This is a genomic window from Exiguobacterium indicum HHS 31 (assembly GCF_001939065.1).
GTDB lineage: Bacteria > Bacillota > Bacilli > Exiguobacteriales > Exiguobacteriaceae > Exiguobacterium_A > Exiguobacterium_A indicum.
In genome coordinates this window covers 1-16,389 of record NZ_MPSZ01000004.1, presented here as the reverse complement: position 1 = coordinate 16,389, position 16,389 = coordinate 1, and the positions used below count along the sequence as shown (strand labels likewise).

Here is a 16,389-nt window from a genome sequence, read left to right as displayed (position 1 = left end):
AGATCCAACCGGCTTGTTTTGGCTTACGCACTTTTTTGATTAGCTGCTTGTTGTTTCTTTTTCCGGAGGTGATACAGTCCGAATAGTCCAAGGAACCAGACCGGTGTCAGCAACAAAGCTGGACGTGTATCGTCAGCAAATAGCATGACGACGAGAATGACTGCAAACAATCCAAGCACGAGGTAATTGACGAGTGGTGTCAATGGTGCTTTGAATGTCGACGCCGCATGCAATTCCGGATTTTGTTTCTTGTACCGGAGATGACAGACGAGGATGACACCCCAGACCCAAATGAAGCAGATCGCACTGATTGTCGTGACGATACTGAACGCTTGCCCTGGTAACAGTTTACTGAGCAAAGCACCGACTGAGACAACGATCGTCGAGACGAACAAGGCGTTTGCTGGAACATGATTTTTATTCAACTTCGAGAACTTGTTCGACGCTTGCTGTTGATTTCCCAGGTTATACAGAATCCGGCTCGTCGAGAACATTCCGCTGTTACACGCAGAAGCAGCAGACGTCAGTACGACGAAGTTGATGATTCCGGCTGCGAGCGGAATCCCAATCAGACTGAACGTCTTGACGAACGGGCTCTCTGTTGCACTTAATCCTGTCCATGGGTTGATCATCAAGAGGACGAGTAAGGCACCGACATAGAAGAATAAGATCCGAAGTGGAATCTTATTGATTGCGGATGGAATGTTCTTCTTCGGATCCGCTGTCTCTGCTGCCGACACCCCAACGAGCTCAACGCCGACATAGGCGAAGACGACCATTTGGAACGATAGCAAGAATCCTGTAATTCCATTTGGCATCCAGCCGCCATGTGACCAGAGATTCGACACCGTCACCGGACCCGCGTCTGTTTTAAACCCAATCGCGAGCAAGACGATTCCGACACCAATCAAAGCAAGGATTGTCACGACCTTGATCAAGGCAAACCAAAACTCGAGTTCACCGAACAATTTAACGGTCAACAAGTTAAAGCTAAGTAAAATCAAGAGAGCAAGAACGGCTGGAATCCATTGCGGGATATCAAACCAATACTTGACGTACAGACCGACGGCGATGATGTCCGCCATCGCTGTCATGATCCAACAGAACCAATATGTCCAACCGGTCACGAACGCGGCACGTGGTCCGAGATAATCTTCTGCGATATCCGTGAGTGACTGATAACCTGCTTTTGACAATAACAATTCCCCAAGTGCCCGCATGACGAAGAAGATCGCGATCCCGACGAGTAAGTAGGCAAAAATGATCGATGGGCCGGCGAGTTGGATCGCTTTACCTGATCCTAAAAACAAACCCGTTCCGATCGTTCCACCAATGGCAATCAACTGTACATGACGATTCGATAAATCCCGTTTTAATCCTTGCTGTTCCAAACCTGAACTCCTCCTTGTGATGGTTTCTCTACGCTTCAGACCGTTCTGTCGGTCCTGAAAAAGAAAAAAGAGACTGGACGAATGTCCAATCTCAACAAAATCAAAGGAATAACCCATACACGCCACTACGACATTCCATGAATGCCCGTCGCTGCATGTGATTACTCTTCTGTCCGTTTGCCTGAGATTGTGAACCCTTCGGCGCCGTGTCGACACGGTCTCTCCAGAAGCTGCTCCTGCCATAGTGTGACCCATGACAATCATAGCTTTCTCTTTATTTGATTATCCGATGCGTCGCTGCATCGATGAATTGTTTCTAATTCTAGTAATCTCGACAGCGTTTGTCAACGCCTTTTTCAAAATGATTTTTCAATCTATGAAAAGGACTTTACCATCTTTTCCAGAAATCATACAGCACCACTTGATCACGAAAGGATGAAACATTCATGTCGACGATTTACTTGATTCGCCACTGTGAAACGACTGGTCAAGCACCGGAAGCCCCGTTAACACCTCGTGGAGAAGAACAGGCGCAACGACTGTGTACGCAGTTATTTGATCTTCCAATCCCACACCTTATTTCGAGTCCGTATCGCCGAGCGCTCGACTCGATTCAACCACTTGCGACTGCTCTGAAACTACCCGTTGCACAAGAAGAGGACTTAAAAGAGCGACGGTTAAGTGCTGTTCCACTTGACGATTGGCAGGACCATCTTCGTCGAACGTTCATCGATCCAGACTATACGTGTCCTGGTGGTGAATCTAGCTGGATAGCAACTAAGCGCATCACGCGTGTCGTTGAAGAAGCGTTGCAACAGCATGATGGTTCCATTCTCGTGACACATGGGAATTTGTTATCTTTATATCTGCATTCGATTGACCCTACGTTTGGATTCGAAGAAAGTTTACAGCTGAAGAATCCGGATATTTTTAAGGTGACACGTATTCAGCAACAAACAATCGTCGAACACTTGGAAGCTTTTTGAAAATCTATTCATTTTAGGCATATGACTTGATATAATCTATTCTTTTTACTTATGAAAAGCATAAGAACTATCTATTTTACTTCCCTTCGAAACGGCTTTATATTAAACGAATTGATAATAAAGTTAAGTAGTTTTCGATTCAGGTATGAAACGGAACTTCAGAAAAGAAGGGATTTTTATGTCTACCACAAAAAAAGGCTATTTCATGATGATCGTCCTCTGGTTCGCCTATGCGACCTTCGCCATGAACTGGGTCGCGGGTTCATCATTGACGCCACAAATCACGGCGCATTTCTTCGGCAATCAGACCGTTGACCCCCTCATCTCACAACTCGTCAATTATTCGATTACGACGGCGCGTGTCTTCGCCAACATTCTCGCCGCGCTCATCTTGATGAAGCTCGGTCCGAAAAAAGCACCGTTACTCGCACTGTTCTTCCTGATGATGTCGATCGTCGCCATCTACCTACCGAACTACTGGGCGTATACGGTCGCTCGCATGGTCATGGGACTCGGTGGTTCAATGGTCATCGTCTACATGAACCCGGTCGTGACACGTTACGTCCAAGATCCGGCTGAAAAATTACGGATCAACGCCTTCAACACTGTTTCCTATAACGTCGGTGCATTCGTTGTTTCGCTCTTGTTCACCTTGTTCGCTGATCAGTTCGTCAGTGACTGGAAACTAACGTTGACGATCTTCGCGAGTCTAACAGCGATCCTCTTCTTCGCGTGGTGGATCGGTAGTGAGTCGTTCGAGTTGAACGATGCTCCGGACGCGGACGAAACGCCTTACGGTTACGGAGATGCTGTCCGCGATCCGTTCCTCTGGAAATATGCGGTTGCCTTCGGCGGTTTCTTGACGCTCTATATCTTATCGCTCGTTGGCTTGAAACCTGTGTTCGATACGTATACGCAGTTGAACGGTTCGCTCGTCAACCTGTTGGTCTCCGGTGCCGGAATCGTCGGTACGTTCGTCGGTCTGCGGATCGGTAACAAAGGGACACCTCGTAAACCGATTCTGTTGATCAGCGGGACGGTCATGATCGCGAGTTTCCTCGTCACCGTCTTGTTCGGAAACATCTCGCCACTCGTTTCATATGTCTTTGCGTTCATTTCTGGATTTGCGATGTACATCCAGTATCCGATCTTCATGAACTTGGCACACGAACGAAAAGGGATGACACCGCAAAAGATCACCGTTTTATTCGGCCTCTTCTGGGCAATCGCTTATGCGACGCAGACGATCTTTACGATCATTTGGAGTTACGCACTCGGACATGCGGGATATACGGTCTCAATGATCGTCTTCTTCCTCTGCTGTTCCGTGTATCTGTTCTTCACGTTCTTCTTACCAGAAACAAAACCAAAACAGACGGATACACTTCAAAAATCCGCTTAATCAAGCAACAAGCCCTTCCGAATCACCGGAAGGGCTTATTTTTATGCTTCGTTATGCGCGCCGTAACTATGGCGAAGGGCAAACAACAGTCGAATCAATGATTCATGATAACCGATGAACCATCCTTCTTCGATTCCGTTGACGATGGCTTCTTCTGTCATCCAAGCGACGCGTTGGACTTCTTCTTCCTGTAGCGTCAACGTCGTCAAATCCACTTCCTGCTCGACGAGATAATAATCATCAAAACCGATTTCAAACGGAATCGTCAGATGGGGACGAATGCCTGTGAAATCGATGTCGAGTCCGAGCTCTTCCGACAGTTCCCGTTGCGCTGCCATCTGACTCGTATCCCCACTGATCGCACTGCCCCCGACCGTCACATCCCACATGTTCGGCCAACCGGATTTGAACGGTTGCCGTTGTTGGACGAGCATCTCTCCTTTTGCGTTAAAGACACAGACGTGAATCGTCATGTGATAATCGCCGGCTGTATGTGGCGTTCCCCGTTGCCAGAGCCGTCCTGTTTTCTTACGATCTGCTGTGTATACGTCCCACTGTTCCATTCTAAATCCTGCTCCTTTTTAATCAATGAAAGATGTAGAGTTCGAACTTTCCTCCGCCTTGACGCAATCAATCGCGACGACGAGGGCGATCAACAATTCTTCCATTGCTTCATCTTCGACTTCAATGATGTACTGATCGGTCCAAGAGATCCATTTCTTCTGCACGCGACCAATCCGTTTCCCTTGTTGTAAGACCTCAAAATCAACATCCCACCAGTCGCCCGTCACTTCGAATTGATCCGAGTTGATTGTATAGCGGTCCTTGAAGAACGTGAACTCTTTAATGATTTCAAACGATTGCCCTGCTGCTTCGACATAAAAGACCGGTCGGAAACTGAACGTCTTCTTCGTGATTTCCGCGACTTCCTCTCCATCTCGGTTCGTCACGCTGAACGACTTCGGAAGTTTCATAAAACTGCCCTCGATGTGATAGGCGTCGTGCCCTGCCTCGTCTTGAATCGAGAATCGTCCACGTAAACTAAACGCTTTTTCTTTCATATAGAGTGTATGCATCCCGGTCTCCTCCTTTAGTGTATAGTCTCATTTACGCGATCATCGACGGAAAAGATTCAATATCTGGAAACTACCTCCGTCCAACTTTCTCTTATTTCCTTCATTCCCTCCTGCATCTAGTGAATCGCATCCCTTACTTGCACTTTTTAGCCAGAGCGCTTAAAGTGTATAGTTGATGAAATTCTTTAACCACACATGTGCATTACCTTAAGGAAAGGGTTTAATATACTATGAAAAAGAACTTTTGGCAGGACTTACCACGACCATTTTTCGTCTTAGCACCGATGGAAGACGTCACCGACGTCGTCTTCCGCCATGTCGTCGCAAAAGCGGCGCGTCCGGACGTCTTCTTCACGGAATTTACGAATACAGAAAGCTATTGTCATCCGAAAGGCAAGCAGAGCGTCCGCGGACGTCTCGAGTTCACGGAGGATGAACAACCAATGGTCGCTCACATCTGGGGCGACAAACCGGAATATTTCCGCGAAATGAGCATCGGCATGGCAGAGATGGGCTTTAGCGGGATCGACATCAACATGGGCTGTCCCGTCCATAACGTCGCTGTGAACGGAAAAGGCTCCGGCTTGATCAATCGTCCGGAAGTCGCGGCTGAACTGATCCAAGCTGCAAAAGCGGGCGGTCTCCCGGTCAGCGTCAAAACGCGTCTCGGCTACACGAAGGTCGAAGAGTGGCACGATTGGTTGCGCCACATCCTCGAACAAGATATCGCGAACCTCTCGATTCACCTCCGGACACGTAAAGAGATGAGCGCCGTTCCAGCACACTTCGAATTGATTCCGGAAATCAAGAAGTTACGCGATGAGATCGCACCACAAACGTTACTGACAATCAATGGGGATATCAACGATCGCCAACACGGTCTTGAACTCGTCGAGAAGTACGGTGTCGACGGTGTCATGATTGGTCGCGGGATCTTCCACAACCCGTTTGCATTCGAAGTCGAGAAAAAAGAACATTCGAGCCAAGAACTCCTCGATTTGTTACGTCTCCAGCTCGATCTGCACGATCATTACTCGGCTCAATTCGAGCCCCGTCTCTTCAAGCCATTACGCCGGTTCTTCAAGATTTACGTCCGCGGATTCCGCGGTGCGAGTGAACTGCGGGTCAAATTGATGGAGACGAACTCAACGGACGAAGTGCGTGCCTTACTCGACGCCTTCGTTGAAGAAGAAGGAATTCACGAGGTCAACTCGTTTTCAATTTAACAGCAAAGCACGCCTCCTCGTCTTGAGGAAGCGTGCTTTTTTCGTATCACCAGTGTTCGACGGTTTGCCGCGTATCTGCACACCATTGTTCAAAGTCAGACTGATGCGTCAGCAACAGGAAGCGCCGTTTGCCGAGTCGCCGATCGAGCCGTGCGATACCACGAATGAAAGGATGTGGATGAACAATCGCTTGTTCAAACGCAAGGTTCGGGTACTGCAACAAGTCCTGTTGCATCTCGTAGTTCTCCATGTACCCGTCTTGTTTGACCTGTCGTTCGATCTCAGCGGATAACGCATGCGACTGCTTCAACCAGTCGGACTGCCATAACGATCCGGCTGGTTTTTCCGGTAACTGTGCAGCTTGTAATGCATAACGCCGCTCGACTTCCCGCTCGAAGTGAAAGTCGTCTGCTCCGAGAATCTCTTCTCCGTCAAACGTCATCCAAACGCGACTAGGACTATCTTGAATCCGGTAGACAGCTGCATGAAAAGCAATCCGTCCCTGTAGCGACGGGGCGAGCAGTTGCTCGACCCGTTTTTTGATGATGGAAAACTGCACGCAATCCGTCCTTTCCGTCCGGCTAATCTAATCAGCCGTTCTTCATATGAAACGATTCCGCAAGCATAAACGTCAACTCTTTTAACTCGAGACCACCGAGTGCAAAGTAGAGTTTCAGATAGTTGTGTGGGTTGAAGACGAAGACGTCCTTCGTCTGACTGACCCACTCGCCGTTCGTTCCGTTGAAGGTAAAGGTCGCGACCGGCATGTTGTTCGCAAACAACGTCACTGGCATCTGCGCCAGTTCACCAGCATTCGAACGTGCCGTCAACGTGACCTGATACATCCCTGTCTCTTCCGCCGTGACAGCGAAGACATGACTGCTGCCTGTTGTCGTCGTGACGTCCGTTAACGGGAACGCATCTCCACTGACGAGGCGTTGGTGCGAGACCGCTTGCTCTTCAAGCGTCTCTTCTTCAATCGGAGCTCCGAGAACTTCGACCGGTGATCCTGTTCCCATCACACGGTCCATGACTGGTGAGCGTAACAGGAACTGACAGATGTTCGCAGCACTCCGCAGTAACTCGGAACGTCGAAGTGTTCCGTCAGCGAGAGCCGTCAACGTGTCATCCTCAAACGGATTCGTTCCCGGTTCACCGACGACCATATAGAGATCGTTTTGCGAACGGACCATCGTCGCCGTTTGCTGACGATTTGCTTCCGTTCCTTCCGCATTGATCTTCGCCCACCAGTCGGTCATGATGATTCCGTCAAAGCCCCACTCATCGCGCAAAATACGTGTGTTCTGATCATATAAGCCGGCAGTCCAGATCCCATTGACGGCACCATACGTCGTCATGATCGAGTAGGCTTTCCCGTCCTTGACGGCCATCTCGAACCCTTTCAGGTACAACTCACGCAACGCCCGTTCTGATACGATTGAATCCAGATCGTGTCGGTGGAACTCTTGGTTGTTGGCACTGAAGTGTTTCAACGTTCCCGTCACACCAACCCGGTGCATCCCGTCGAGCTGTGCCACGGCCATTTTTCCAGTCAGATACGAATCTTCCGAGAAATACTCGAAGTTCCGTCCGTTGAGTGGATGACGGTGGAGGTTCATCCCGGGTCCAAGCAACGTATCAATCTCGTTTTTCCGTAACTCAAGACCTGTCATCTCAAATAAATCGGCAATCAACGTCGTATTAAACGTCGAGGCAAGCAACGTTCCATTCGGTAACGAGAAGGCTTTCGTTCCGATATCCATCCGGATCCCAGACGGACCATCCGCACAACAGCCTGCTGGAATGCCAAGTGCTTCGAGTTCTGTCGTCACGCCACCGAAGGCGCCCGCCGTTCCCGGTGTGACGCGCGGTGAGTTCATCCCTTCGCCCCGGACGATTGCTGCGAGATCCGCATCCGTCAATTGATCGAGAAACGTCTCGAGCGTGACCCGTCCTTCTTTGACGTCGCGTAACTTCCAACCGGCATCTTCCGTCTGCGTCCGTTCAACAGGACGCTCCTGTTGACGACGTTGTTCCGGATCGATTGTCCGTAGTGGTGTCGCTTCATACGTCACCGTATATCCCGTTTCGGTCGCTTGTGGTTTGATGCGTTCAAACGCCGTCACCGGTGCCATGTTCTCCGTTAAGACGTCCGTGACGTCAAGCGTCTCGACGGAATGGCTTGCGACTGGAACCGCCGACCGGACGTTCGTTCCGAGATACAACTGATACGTGCCGGGTTCGACGACATAAGACGACTTATGCCCGGTAACGCCACTATCGTCATAACTCGCAAACGAGGCGAACGGTACGACGAGTGTGAGAGATTCTTGCTCGCCTGGTGCGAGTTCTTTTGTCTTACCGAACGTAACGAGTTGACGCGTCGGGTTCCCGAGTTGTCCTTGTGGTTTCTCGAGATAACCTTGTACGACTTCCTTCCCGCTCGTCTGACCGGTATTCGTCACCGTCGCCGTCACCGTCCAAGCATCAGCTGACGTCGTCACGTCTGTCGTAAGGTCGAACGACGTATACGATAATCCATAACCGAACGGATACAAGACCGCTTCCGGTGCGAACGTCTCGAAATAACGGTACCCGACATAGATGTCTTCTTGATACAACGCGCGATCAGCATGACCGAAGTGTGGTGTTGACGGATAATCATCGAGTGAACGAACGATCGTATCCGGTAGTTTCCCTGACGGCGAGACACGTCCGAGCAAGAGATCACTCAGTCCAGTTCCGCCTTCCATTCCTCCTTGCCACGCGTAAAGAATGGCACTTGGCGCCGTCTCTTCGACCCAGCGCATATCGATGATATTCCCGACGTTCAAGACGACGACGGTTTGTTTGAAGTGTGTCGTCACGAGTCGGAGCATCTCCTGTTCCGTCTCCGTTAAAAAATAACTCCCTGGATCCGCTGTATTGTCGCGGTCTTCCCCAGCCGTACGACCAATCATGATCAAGGCAACATCGGAGTCAAGCGCTGCTTGCTGAACGAGTGTCGCGTCAAGCGGCATCTCTTCTTGCGACCACGGCTCGGCTGCCCAACCTTCACCTTGGTCAAACGGATGGTCTTCAAGCCAGTTTTCGTACGCCTTGAGGACGTCTGCATTCAGCGTTACGTCTTCGCGTAGCATGTCGAGCGGACTGACGACGTTCGTGACGTTGACCATCCCGCCTGATCCTGTGCCACTTTTATAGTAGTTGAACTGATTACGTCCGAAGACAGCGACCGTCGATGCGGGTTGCAACGGGAGCACACCATCATTTTGTAAGAGGACCGCCCCTTCCGCGACGGTTTGTCGTGCGAGTTTTGTATAGGCTTGCCAATCGAGCGTGTATGTCATGCGTCATCCACCTTTGTTAGTTAGTTTGAGAAAAAAGTCGTTTTAAGTCTTTCGCGATTTCGTCTAAGCTGTCTTCGGCTTGCGGATACAGACCGAGTTTATCAAGAAAGGCATGTTCCATCCCGCGGTACTGGAGATAACGAGTCTTGACGCCGGCGCGCGCCAGTTTTTTCGCATACGCTTCCCCTTCAAGACGTAAGTAATCAAACTCTCCTGTAATGACGAGTGCCTCTGGTAGATCATCGAGCGTCGCGAACAACGGTGAGATCCGTCGATCCGTCGAATCACTTGCTTGAACGTACCATTGCTCGAGGACACCTTCTTCATCTTGCAGCGACAAAATGATCCGTTCGAGTAACTGCGGTTCCGTTTGTCGGTCATACGCTTCAAGCGTCCAGTCATATTCCGAATTTGGATGTTCCCCAACGTTGACGACTGGATAATACAAGACTTGATAGCGGATATACGGTATCGGACGCTCGCGGTCGAGCAAACAACAGACCGTCGCTAAGTTCCCACCGGCACTATCACCGGCGACAGCGATTGCACCTGGATCAATCCCAAGTCGATCAGCGTGCTCGACTGCCCAATCGATCGCTGCATGACAATCCATAAGCCCTGTCGGAAACGGATGCTCGGGTGCCAATCGGTAGCCGACCGACAAGACGGCGACGTTCCCTTTATCGGCTAATGCCTTACATGGGTTCTCGACCGTCTCGAGCGTACCACCGAAAAAACCACCGCCATGGAAATAGACGACGAGCGGGAGCGGACGTGCCGCTTCCGGACGATACAGCCGTGCTTCGATCGTGGTACCGGGTCTTGGGATCGCGAGGACATCCGTTGAAATTTGCCGAGTCGTCACGTCTTCGTTGTCCCACCCCATGCCGGCACGTGCCAATTCGACTGGCGACGCTCCTTCTGGAATCGAGACCGATGGACGTTGCGTGAGAACAACCTCACGGACACGCGGATCGAGTGTTCCCGGAGTCGAGACGTCAGGAATTGGCTTATCGACGATTTCAAGACCGTCTTGATGGATGGATGAACGATTTCGTAACGTTCGTAGCAAATCTTGCATCGATACGGTAGACAAATGGATCGCTTCCTTTCTTGTCAAACGGTTATCGAAAGCGCTTTCGATAACCGTTAAAAAAATTTCGAATGCCTCTTTTTAAAAAAAGAGACCGCTTACATCACAATATACCTGTCTTTGACAGGAGAAGCAAATGTTTCACCTAAAAAAATCAGCGCAGTCGCCTGCGCTGATCCTCATCGTAATTGTTCTTGTGAAACGATCGTAAAACCATCGATGACCGTGTCTTCCTCGACCTCGATCAACAGGCAGCGTTTCCCTTGATAGTTGACTTGTTTGACATACTTCAAGTCTTGCGGACTGATCGCGATGTTCGCGACCTTCGTATTGATTTTAATCGATTTCGCTTCATAGTTCGGAACGATGTTACTCGCCTTCATCTCGTATGTCGGGTCGTCAACGACCGTCTTGAACGCCCGTTCGACCTGCTCCGTGCTGACGTCTTCGACACCACTTGCCTTGAGGACACGTTCGACTTCCTGAACGTCGAGCATTGGTACTTCTTCCTCATCTTGATCCTCTTCGACGACGATCAACTGGTTGATGTTTTCATAGACACCGGCTAACGTCTTCGTATCCATCGATTCACCAACGACCGATTTGACGATCTCCTCGAAGATCGCTTTATCCTCATCTGCCGTAACGATTGGTTGACCGTTCAAGACGTTTTCAAGGAAGCCGAAATCTGGTTTATTCGGTTTGCCCGCCGCATACAAGACATGATTGACGTCTGCTGCATTGTCGGTGAAGGTCGGGAAGAGGAATCCACCGATTGGCGACGCCAGTTTGATGACCGGATTGATGAATAAGTTCGACTTGAATTCCCGTTCGACGAAATCAAAGACGAGCGATTGTTTCGGTAACTCCGTTAAGTTCAGGCTACCGAGGATGAATGGTGTCGTATAGACGTCGTCATTCGGATCGATCTCCGTCTCATCCGCTTGGCGCTTCGTCGTTTTATAGTATTGTCCGCGAATGAACGTGACGACGAGGTCGTTCTCGTACTGGACGTCCTGGACCATCTTCAACGCCATCGTCTGCATCTGTTCGACCCAGTCCTCCGGCTCTTCCGCATACAGTCCTTCATAAAGAAGCTGCTGCGTATGACCCGTCTCCCCTTCTTCCGGATGCGTGAACTTGACCTCGAACAGCTTGACGTCGAGTTTTCCACCTAGTACTTTCTTGAAGTTCGCGAGGAACAGTTCCTGTTGCTCCGGATCAAGCAATGGAAATGGTCGGGCTTCCTCATGATAGATTTCGCTCGTCTCTTTTCGGATATAGACGTTGTAGATTTCATGGATTTTTAGTAAATCGGCATCCATCTTGAAGTGACGACGGATGTCGGCGATGTCTTTTTTATTCATGCATACCAGCTCCTCGAATCATTAAAATCCTGCTTCCTGAAAAGCGTACCATATGCGAGATGACCCGACATCTTTTAGAAAATCAATGCGCACGGAATGAATAGGCGCGTGTGACAGGATTAGCGATCTCATATTCATATTCTTGGTGGGCAGCGCGAGCTTGCGCGATGCAATTATCTAGTTCTTTTGTGTTGAAATAACGTTGCGCTTCCGTCAATGTGCCACTTACGACTAAAAATCCGCCGAACACGATCAACCATCCTCTAATTCGTTCGTTCATGATGTAGTCTCCTTTCTTCTCCACCTAAATCCTAACATCAGACCCTTCTATATAATGACAAAAGTTTAATTTTAATAACATTTACACGATATTCATTTTTTCCTAAATAAGTGATGCCATACTAAAAATTGTGAAGGGTGTCTTCACATCATCTCGTCTCATACATAGGAGGAATGACACGTGTTCAAAGCCATCAAGTCCATCGTCATCACTACGCTCGTCTGTCTGACCGCTTTCCAATTCGATACGACGTCTGTTTCCGCGTTACCATCGGGCATCTCATCGAAAGCGACGGCCCAGTCTCAACTCGATGCTTTAACGGTTAAAACAGAAGGCAGCATGACCGGTTATTCGCGTGATTTGTTTCCGCACTGGAGCAGTCAAGGAGGCGGCTGTGATACACGACAAGTCGTCTTAAAACGTGACGCCGATTCATATGTCGGATCGTGCCCTGTTACATCCGGTTCTTGGTATAGTTACTATGACGGACTGACATTCACGAACCCGTCTGACCTCGACATCGATCACGTCGTACCGCTTGCGGAAGCATGGCGCTCAGGAGCAAGCAGCTGGACGACGACGACACGTCAAGCATTCGCAAACGATTTGACAGGTCCGCAATTGATCGCTGTCTCTGCAAGCTCGAACCGTTCAAAAGGGGATCAGGATCCGTCGACATGGAAGCCGACACGATCAGGTGCGAGCTGCGCTTACTCGAAGATGTGGATCAATACGAAGAGCCGCTGGAACCTCAGCTTACAGTCGAGTGAAAAAACCGCCTTACAAACGATGTTGAACACATGTACATACTAAAAAGGAGTCGATTCGATGGAAACGAAAACCTCTACCTTTACCGCCACACATGGTGTCATGACGCAAGAAGTTGGTGTCATCAGCGGTGAACTCGAACTCCGGACGACCTGTCAGGAGGACGGGACGTTGGAACTAAAGATTGCTTATGTCGGAGCAATAGACGTCTATACGTTACCCGGCAGTTATCGTGTCCATGACGTCCGTGATCATGACGTCATTCATCAGATATTGGCGACAGTGTTGGAACGTTCTTAAAAAATAGAAATACACTATTCTCAACGTATTTCTGTTTATCTATGATTTATTTAATATAATTAATTAAAAGGTAGCCAAGACAAGTAACTACTGTCTTGACTACCTCTTATATTTTTTCGAAAATTTGTTATTAAGTAATTAAAAATCACAATAATCCATTTTATTTTAAAAAAAAGTTACTATTATTAAAAATCTTAGTTTTATATTTATTGTGATTCACTTTTTTTATATTTAATAGACTTGAGTATCCATTATTTTTTTAGTTATTACAGAATTAAAATCTTTTGGTAATAATGCGGCTTTACATACATAAGAACTAATAAGAAATGCAAACTTTGCTGACTGAGGGTACTTCTTAGCTAATTGATTAGACAACGAGTATTGTATAACGCCCTCATCCATAGACGAAAAAGCTAACTCTCTTAATAACAAGGGAACGTGTGATGTAGCATAAGGTTCTTCTAATAATTGACGAATAAGTTGTACAAAATTATCCCATTCTGGCAACTCAATTTCACTATCGTTCCCTTTCTGACTTGCTAATTGATAGAGCTTGTTCCAATAGTTAAATTGATCCATACCTCCCCATATCCATATTTTTAGTTCGCGAGATAAGTGTTCTTTTGTTTCTGGTAAAAGATATTGATTAAATATATCTAGTACAACTCTGTTTAGAGCGATAGAAAATAAAGCTATTAAATCTAATAACAAAGCCAGATGCTCCTTATTATCAGGATTCAATTCGCGGCGAATATCTCTAATGATGAATAATGTCTTTCGCAACTTAAGTTTACTATCATTTATATTCCAAAATTCATCTTTAACATATTTAATCGCATTATTAAGTGAAGGATATTTTTTATGTAATTCAAAAAAATTATCCCATATTTCTCCATTACATAAAGCACTATCTACATTTTTATAGTTAATACATGTTTTACTTACATATAATTCAAAATCATTTTCAGACATTAATGAAATATTCATATTTGAAGATAATTGCTTATGATCACGCTCAATTTCTTTAGTTAATAGAATTAAGCCTTTATCTGCCTTTAACAGTCCCATCAATCCACTGAGCCAAAAAGAACGAGAAATCGGTGATTGATTCCTTAATGTTTTACAATCTCCTATCATAAATGACATTTCCCCAAAATTCGTAGGTATCAAAGCAATTGTATCTAGGTCTGTTACAACCTTTCTTTTAACAGAGATACCTTCTGAAAAAAAAATTTCTGCTTCCATATGAGGAAACCATTCGTTAGCAACATAATATCTAATTAACTTCAACTTCAATCCTTTATCTTTAATTATTTGAAACGCCTCCTAAAAATAGGTTATCTACTTCTTCTTGATGCTCTTCAGAAAGTGATACTGTTTCTTTTTCTTTTAGTTTATTAGCGCTAATTAATGACTCAATATAAGTTTGACCTTGAGCAATTGCTAATCTAGCATCATCATCGATTTCTAACCCTTTGCCTTCTCCTAGTTCTATCAATTCTAAAGCTAATTTTACAGCTTCTCTATTCTCTTCAGTATCATTTAATACAAATTTCATCCAACCATTATATTGCTTAACTAATCTGCCTACTCGAAGTACTGTTAATTGTTTATACTGTTCAAGAGCTTCTGTACTTGCGCCTATCTCATTATCATTACTCAATTTTCTTAAAATTGCATATGGGCTTCTAATTGCATATTCCTTTGGTAAGTATTGTCCCTGTCTAACCGCTGAAACAAGTGCCATTGCCCTCTCATAAATTTCTCTTTTTGTAGCGCTTAATCTAGCTTCTCCTGGTTTTGGAGTAAATAAAAAATAATTTTCTCCAGAATGTGATGTTTTTATAGAAGGTGGTTTAATGACACTATCATGAGCTAAACTTTTTAACAAAGTAATTTCTTGGTCGGTAAGTTTGACTCCATTTATCTCTTTTCTAGTTTCAACTATGTGTAAAGGTATTCCTTGAGCTTGCTTGATTAGAGTTAAAATTTTTTGAACCGTTTTAGCTCCAGACTTTGCAACAAGATCAGAAAATAAGTCGGCATTTTCAGAGAAATACACTGGACTTAATAGAATATCCTTACCCCTACTTCTCTTATTAATAATATAGTTTCCCTGCTCTCCTATTGAAAGATTTCTTTGAACTAGACTCTTCTCAGCCCCTAATTCGTATATCCAAGAAGAATGGATTGGAGAATGTGTCAATTTTTTTAAAATTGTAATTGCAAGTTCCTCTGTTTCATTGACTTTTTTAGTACTTGCGAATTCTCCTACCTGGTCATATAAATCTTCATAAAATGGAACAGTAGGTACAATAGCTTTTATAGTCGATCCTTCTGAAATAATTTGGACAAATTCGATTTCAGCTAAGCTAAGGACTATATTTCTACAAATTAAAGTCGATATTCCCAAAAAATGAGAGGCTGCTAATTTTAAAGTCTCGTATGGTATGCGTGATAGACCTCTAATATGTAATGCTAGTTTTACCATTAGCCCAACTTCAGTAATAACCTCAAAATCTGGAACCTCTTTGTTTCCTAAACCTATCGTAATATCGTGACATCTCAAAGCAAATTCTTGTTTTTTTTCCATTAATTTAATCCCCCTGTAATATAGTTAACTTTATTGTATATTATACTTTAAAATACCAATAGTGTTACTTTTTTTATTAATTTTATCCATATTAGTATAAAATGAATTTAAAATTATAGAGGTGAGAAAAATAGAAAAAACAAATGAATTAATAGATGCAATAATATCTATTTTAATTGAAGAAAGTATAGAGGATTTGCCAAATATTTGCTTAAGATACGGTTTGGATATAGGAGATACATTAGAAGCATCAAAAAATAAAAATATCTATATAAAAAAGAGACTTGAGAGCAAAAATCAACTGTTTTTACTAGATCTTGCAAGGAGATTGTTAGATGATTATTATCTAAAGGCAGACTTTTTAAAAAATGTTTTATATAAAGTAACATATAATGGTCTTTACACTATTAGTGAATTAACCAGAAAAAATATTATGGATGCACTATATTCTAAGGGTAATATAGAAGGTAAATTAGAACTCACTGATTTTTTAAACAGAATCTGGAATTTAGAACAAATGAGTTCAACCGATCATCGATTTAATAATGCTTTAGGTG

General features: G+C 45.8%; 16 protein-coding genes and 1 riboswitch. Of the genes, 6 read left to right on the top strand and 10 right to left on the bottom strand.

What is annotated here, in order from left to right:
- Nucleotides 1-23: 23 nt before the first annotated feature.
- Nucleotides 24-1,391, bottom strand: a complete 1,368-nt coding sequence (locus N179_RS10895; RefSeq protein WP_075642870.1) for an amino acid permease — start codon at nt 1,389-1,391, stop codon at nt 24-26.
- A gap of 159 nt (nt 1,392-1,550) precedes the next feature.
- Nucleotides 1,551-1,628: riboswitch (glycine riboswitch) on the bottom strand.
- A gap of 209 nt (nt 1,629-1,837) precedes the next feature.
- Here N179_RS10895 and N179_RS10890 point away from each other — a divergent pair.
- The gene (locus N179_RS10890; RefSeq protein WP_075642869.1) at nt 1,838-2,377 is read left to right on the top strand and encodes a histidine phosphatase family protein; all 540 of its coding nucleotides are present in this window, start codon (nt 1,838-1,840) and stop codon (nt 2,375-2,377) included.
- Between the two features lie 178 nt (nt 2,378-2,555).
- Complete coding sequence (locus N179_RS10885) at nt 2,556-3,779, top strand: MFS transporter (RefSeq protein ID WP_075642868.1); 1,224 nt, start codon at nt 2,556-2,558, stop codon at nt 3,777-3,779.
- 41 nt (nt 3,780-3,820) lie between these two features.
- Here the strand turns inward: N179_RS10885 and N179_RS10880 are convergent, their stop codons facing one another.
- Nucleotides 3,821-4,342 (bottom strand): NUDIX hydrolase, encoded by a 522-nt coding sequence (locus N179_RS10880; protein ID WP_075642867.1) that lies wholly within the window; start codon nt 4,340-4,342, stop codon nt 3,821-3,823.
- Between the two features lie 18 nt (nt 4,343-4,360).
- A complete protein-coding gene (locus N179_RS10875) occupies nt 4,361-4,855 on the bottom strand; it encodes an LURP-one-related/scramblase family protein (protein ID WP_075642866.1) in 495 nt (164 codons plus the stop codon).
- 230 nt (nt 4,856-5,085) lie between these two features.
- On the opposite strand from N179_RS10875, the gene N179_RS10870 reads away from it, so the two are divergent.
- Entirely contained in the window at nt 5,086-6,081 is a 996-nt protein-coding gene (locus N179_RS10870) for a tRNA dihydrouridine synthase (protein WP_029343007.1), read from the top strand.
- 46 nt (nt 6,082-6,127) lie between these two features.
- On the opposite strand, the gene N179_RS10865 is transcribed toward N179_RS10870, so the two are convergent.
- The 5 genes from N179_RS10865 to N179_RS10845 form a co-directional block, all read right to left on the bottom strand.
- Nucleotides 6,128-6,640, bottom strand: coding sequence for an SF0329 family protein (locus tag N179_RS10865; RefSeq protein ID WP_058713702.1), 513 nt, complete (start codon nt 6,638-6,640; stop codon nt 6,128-6,130).
- 31 nt (nt 6,641-6,671) lie between these two features.
- A complete protein-coding gene (locus N179_RS10860) occupies nt 6,672-9,431 on the bottom strand; it encodes a glycoside hydrolase family 3 protein (protein ID WP_075642865.1) in 2,760 nt (919 codons plus the stop codon).
- 16 nt (nt 9,432-9,447) lie between these two features.
- A complete protein-coding gene (locus N179_RS10855) occupies nt 9,448-10,527 on the bottom strand; it encodes an alpha/beta hydrolase (protein ID WP_244150232.1) in 1,080 nt (359 codons plus the stop codon).
- Between the two features lie 176 nt (nt 10,528-10,703).
- Nucleotides 10,704-11,891: a DUF4317 domain-containing protein gene (locus N179_RS10850; RefSeq protein WP_035395462.1), complete on the bottom strand. Its 1,188-nt coding sequence runs from the start codon at nt 11,889-11,891 to the stop codon at nt 10,704-10,706.
- Between the two features lie 82 nt (nt 11,892-11,973).
- Nucleotides 11,974-12,171 (bottom strand): hypothetical protein, encoded by a 198-nt coding sequence (locus tag N179_RS10845; protein ID WP_075642863.1) that lies wholly within the window; start codon nt 12,169-12,171, stop codon nt 11,974-11,976.
- 192 nt (nt 12,172-12,363) lie between these two features.
- Between N179_RS10845 and N179_RS10840 the strand changes: the two genes are divergently transcribed.
- On the top strand, nt 12,364-12,984 hold the full coding sequence (locus tag N179_RS10840) for an HNH endonuclease family protein (RefSeq protein WP_421018219.1): 621 nt from the start codon (nt 12,364-12,366) through the stop codon (nt 12,982-12,984).
- 15 nt (nt 12,985-12,999) lie between these two features.
- The gene (locus N179_RS10835) at nt 13,000-13,239 is read left to right on the top strand and encodes a hypothetical protein (RefSeq protein WP_075642861.1); all 240 of its coding nucleotides are present in this window, start codon (nt 13,000-13,002) and stop codon (nt 13,237-13,239) included.
- Between the two features lie 231 nt (nt 13,240-13,470).
- Here the strand turns inward: N179_RS10835 and N179_RS10830 are convergent, their stop codons facing one another.
- Together N179_RS10830 and N179_RS10825 are read right to left on the bottom strand one after the other, a co-directional pair.
- Nucleotides 13,471-14,484, bottom strand: coding sequence for a hypothetical protein (locus N179_RS10830; protein WP_143404474.1), 1,014 nt, complete (start codon nt 14,482-14,484; stop codon nt 13,471-13,473).
- Between the two features lie 61 nt (nt 14,485-14,545).
- Nucleotides 14,546-15,832, bottom strand: a complete 1,287-nt coding sequence (locus N179_RS10825) for a hypothetical protein (RefSeq protein WP_075642859.1) — start codon at nt 15,830-15,832, stop codon at nt 14,546-14,548.
- Nucleotides 15,833-15,953: 121 nt separating this feature from the next.
- On the opposite strand from N179_RS10825, the gene N179_RS17090 reads away from it, so the two are divergent.
- A partial coding sequence (locus tag N179_RS17090) for an AbiJ-related protein (protein ID WP_479723698.1) occupies nt 15,954-16,389 on the top strand: 436 nt, incomplete at its 3' end.

Bases quoted from the DNA above. Each gene is read 5' to 3' on its own strand.
- N179_RS10890 (WP_075642869.1), top strand. From the start codon at position 1,838: ATGTCGACGATTTACTTGATTCGCCACTGTGAAACGACTGGTCAAGCA.
- N179_RS10885 (WP_075642868.1), top strand. From the start codon at position 2,556: ATGTCTACCACAAAAAAAGGCTATTTCATGATGATCGTCCTCTGGTTC.
- N179_RS10880 (WP_075642867.1), bottom strand. From the start codon at position 4,342: ATGGAACAGTGGGACGTATACACAGCAGATCGTAAGAAAACAGGACGG.
- N179_RS10875 (WP_075642866.1), bottom strand. From the start codon at position 4,855: ATGCATACACTCTATATGAAAGAAAAAGCGTTTAGTTTACGTGGACGA.
- N179_RS10870 (WP_029343007.1), top strand. From the start codon at position 5,086: ATGAAAAAGAACTTTTGGCAGGACTTACCACGACCATTTTTCGTCTTA.
- N179_RS10860 (WP_075642865.1), bottom strand. From the start codon at position 9,431: ATGACATACACGCTCGATTGGCAAGCCTATACAAAACTCGCACGACAA.
- N179_RS10850 (WP_035395462.1), bottom strand. From the start codon at position 11,891: ATGAATAAAAAAGACATCGCCGACATCCGTCGTCACTTCAAGATGGAT.
- N179_RS10845 (WP_075642863.1), bottom strand. From the start codon at position 12,171: ATGAACGAACGAATTAGAGGATGGTTGATCGTGTTCGGCGGATTTTTA.
- N179_RS10835 (WP_075642861.1), top strand. From the start codon at position 13,000: ATGGAAACGAAAACCTCTACCTTTACCGCCACACATGGTGTCATGACG.
- N179_RS10830 (WP_143404474.1), bottom strand. From the start codon at position 14,484: ATGGAAGCAGAAATTTTTTTTTCAGAAGGTATCTCTGTTAAAAGAAAG.
- N179_RS10825 (WP_075642859.1), bottom strand. From the start codon at position 15,832: ATGGAAAAAAAACAAGAATTTGCTTTGAGATGTCACGATATTACGATA.